Origin of the sequence: Anaerovibrio sp. (assembly GCF_051866355.1) — a bacterium.
Taxonomy (GTDB): Bacteria; Bacillota; Negativicutes; order Selenomonadales; family Selenomonadaceae; genus Anaerovibrio.
This window is the reverse complement of record NZ_JBJDWZ010000061.1, coordinates 1-2,976: the sequence shown is the minus strand read 5'-3', so window position 1 is coordinate 2,976 and position 2,976 is coordinate 1. Positions and strand designations below refer to the sequence as shown.

Genomic DNA, 2,976 nt, shown 5'->3' with positions numbered 1-2,976 from the left:
ACGCCGTGCATGGCAGACGCCCGATGCCCTGTCTTCCGCCATTGATTTTCCTTACAGCTTAAAGCCGCCCACACCTGCCAGCACATGGGCACAGTCACAGCTGTCCTCGTCAGCATCCAGCTCCGCCAGCAGGGTCATAATCAGCCTGCGGAAATTGTCGCTGTTGGCCGCCATGGCATCCATGACCTCCTGATGGGTCAGCTTGGTTTCGGAAATACCGGCGGCCATATTAGTAACCATGGAGATGGTGGCATAGCACATCTCCGCCTCCTGGGCCAGCGTCACCTCCGGCACATTGGTCATGCCCACTAAATCGCCGCCCAGCATTGAGAACATCCTGATTTCCGCAGGGGTTTCATAGCGAGGGCCATCAGTGCAGACATAGATGCCCCCATTGATGACGTGAATCCCCAGCCGCTTGCCAATATCCGTGATTTTTCTGCGCAGGTCAGGACAGTAAGGGTCCGTCACATCCACATGAACTACGCCACGCTGGCCTCCCTCATAAAAGGTACATACCCGGTTCTTGGTAAAATCAAGGAACTGATTCGGCAGTACAAAATCCCCCAGCTGCATGGCCTTGTTCAGTGAGCCTACCGCCGTAGTGGAAATAATCTTCCGCACACCCAGCTTTTTCAGGGCATAAATATTGGCACGGTAGTTAATCTTGTGAGGGGCAATAGAATGCTTGCTGCCATGCCGCGCCAAAAACGCCACTTCCTTGCCTGCATAGGTGCCAACCTGCAGCTCCACCTCGCCATAAGGGGTTTCCACCTTTTCCTTGCGTACATTTTCCAGCATGTCAGGGTCATAAACCCCGGAACCGCCAATAACCGCTATCTTTACCATAAAATCTCCTCCTATTCCTTATTCAAACTACTTCCCCTAAGAAATGAATGAAATACCTTTCACAATAATGCAGATGCAAGGATGGGGAAGCATATATCCAAAGCCCCCTTGTAACGCGAGGCACAATTGGGTTTTCGTGGATATATGCGCCCTCATCCCGTATGTTCATGACTAAATGTCATTTCATTTATTTCTCGCCAACGACATGCCAATACCGATAAAGCTCAGCAGGCAGAACACCCTGAATGTCACCTGAATAGCAGACTGCAGATGAACATTGTCGCCGCCGGTCAGGGACTGCACGCCGCACCATGCCAGCAGCATAGTCACCAATGCCATGGAAATGGACTGCCCAAAGAGCCGCATGGTGGACACCAGCGAGGAGGTAGTGCCGTAGTATTTGGGCGGCACCGCCCCCATAATGGCATTGTTGTTTGGCGAGGAAAACAGGGCAAAGCCCAGCCCCACCAGCATGAGAATCAGCCCCGTATGCCAGATAGGCGTTTCAGCATCCAGAAATGACATCAGCAAAAGCCCCAGGCAGGTAATCGCCATGCCCACGGAAGCCACCTTGCCCGGATGTATCCTGTCCGACAGCGCCCCCGCCTTGGGCGAAAGCAGCGCCATCACCACAGGCTGCAGCAGGATAATCCCCCCTGCCGCGGAAGCGGAAAAGCCCAAAATAATCTGCAGATACAAAGACATCAGAAAGCTGATGGCAAAGGTGGCACTGTAATGGAGCATGGCCGCCAGATTGCTGAAAGTGAACACCCTGTTGCCCTGAAAAATCCTGATATCCAGGCAGGGATGCCCGCTCCTGTACTCAATCAGGGCAAAAAGCAGCATGCCCAGCACGCCCAGCGCCAGCATAACCTTGCCAATATCACTGGTATTAATCTCCGCCAGCCCGTACAAAAGCAGCGGTGCAGCCACCGTATAGCACAGGCTGCCCTTGAAATCGAATTTCGCGCCCTTGTCGCCGTACCATTCCTGATGGATGCCGCTGACCAGCCAGACGCTGATGAGCACCACCGCCGCAGTTGCCAAAAAAATACTGCGCCAGCCGATAAGCTCACAGAGAAAACCGCTGATAACAGGCCCCAGCGACAAGCCGCTGTAGGTGGAGGCGGCTGAATAGCCGATGACCTTCCCCCGCTCCGTAGGCGGATGGGAGGATACCAGAAGCGCCATGCCCGGCCCGAAAATAAGAGACATGACACTGCCCTCAATAAAGCGGATAACATTCAGCATCTCTATGGAGGTGGCAAAAGCTCCTGCCAGAAAGGTCAGGGAAAACAGCCATTGCCCGATGTAATACACCCTGCGCCTGCCAAAGATATCCGCCAGCTTGCCCGTAGGCAGAATAAACATGGCAGAGCCCAGCAAAAAGCCGAACACCACCCAGCTGAGGGCGTTGGCCGTGGCGCCAAATTCCTGTCCGATGGCCGGCACTGCCACATTCATGCCGGAGGTTCCAAAGGGCCCGATAAAGGACGTTATCATAACAGCCAGAAAAAGGCGTCTGGCCGTTCCAGGCTCCAAAATCTCCCCGGCAGACGGATTGTTATCTTCACGCAAAAAAATCACTCCCCTCGGTATACCAATATTGTACACCATCAAGGAGTGATTTTCTACACCTTTAAGGATTATTTGCTACGGACAACATGCCAACAGCGCAAATAACTCCAATGGCTTAAACAGCGAGAATAACGCAACTGGCGCAAATAACCCAAGTAACGCAAAGCCTGCCAATCACGTAAACCGTGCTGTCAGAAGATTATTTGCTCTGGGAAGCCAAAATCTCCACAGCCTTGGCAAGGGCATCAGCCACACCGGCAGGATTCTTGCCGCCGGCCTGGGCCATATCAGGACGGCCGCCGCCGCCGCCGCCAACCAGCTTGGCAGCTTCCTTGATTACCTTGCCAGCATGGGCACCGGCAGCCACAGCCGCCTTGGAAGCCTTCACTACAAGGCTTACCTTGCCCTCTGCCTCATTGACAGCCGCCAGCACAACCACGCCGGTATCCAGCTTGTCACAGGTCATATCTGCCATGCTGCGCAGATCATCCATATCATTGGCAGCTACCTGGGCGGCAATCACGCTGAAAGCGCCCACGGACTGTACCT

Annotated in this window: 3 protein-coding genes; all 3 read right to left on the bottom strand. The window is 54.1% G+C overall.

The genetic code is table 11. The features are described from left to right. Nucleotides 1–51: 51 nt before the first annotated feature. Complete coding sequence (gene mtnP / locus ACI3UA_RS03535; protein ID WP_439723451.1) at nt 52–849, bottom strand: S-methyl-5'-thioadenosine phosphorylase; 798 nt, start codon at nt 847–849, stop codon at nt 52–54. Nucleotides 850–1,032: 183 nt separating this feature from the next. Then, on the bottom strand, nt 1,033–2,427 hold the full coding sequence (locus tag ACI3UA_RS03530) for an MFS transporter (RefSeq protein ID WP_439723450.1): 1,395 nt from the start codon (nt 2,425–2,427) through the stop codon (nt 1,033–1,035). A gap of 199 nt (nt 2,428–2,626) precedes the next feature. After that, a partial coding sequence (locus ACI3UA_RS03525; RefSeq protein ID WP_439723449.1) for a DHHA1 domain-containing protein occupies nt 2,627–2,976 on the bottom strand: 350 nt, incomplete at its 5' end.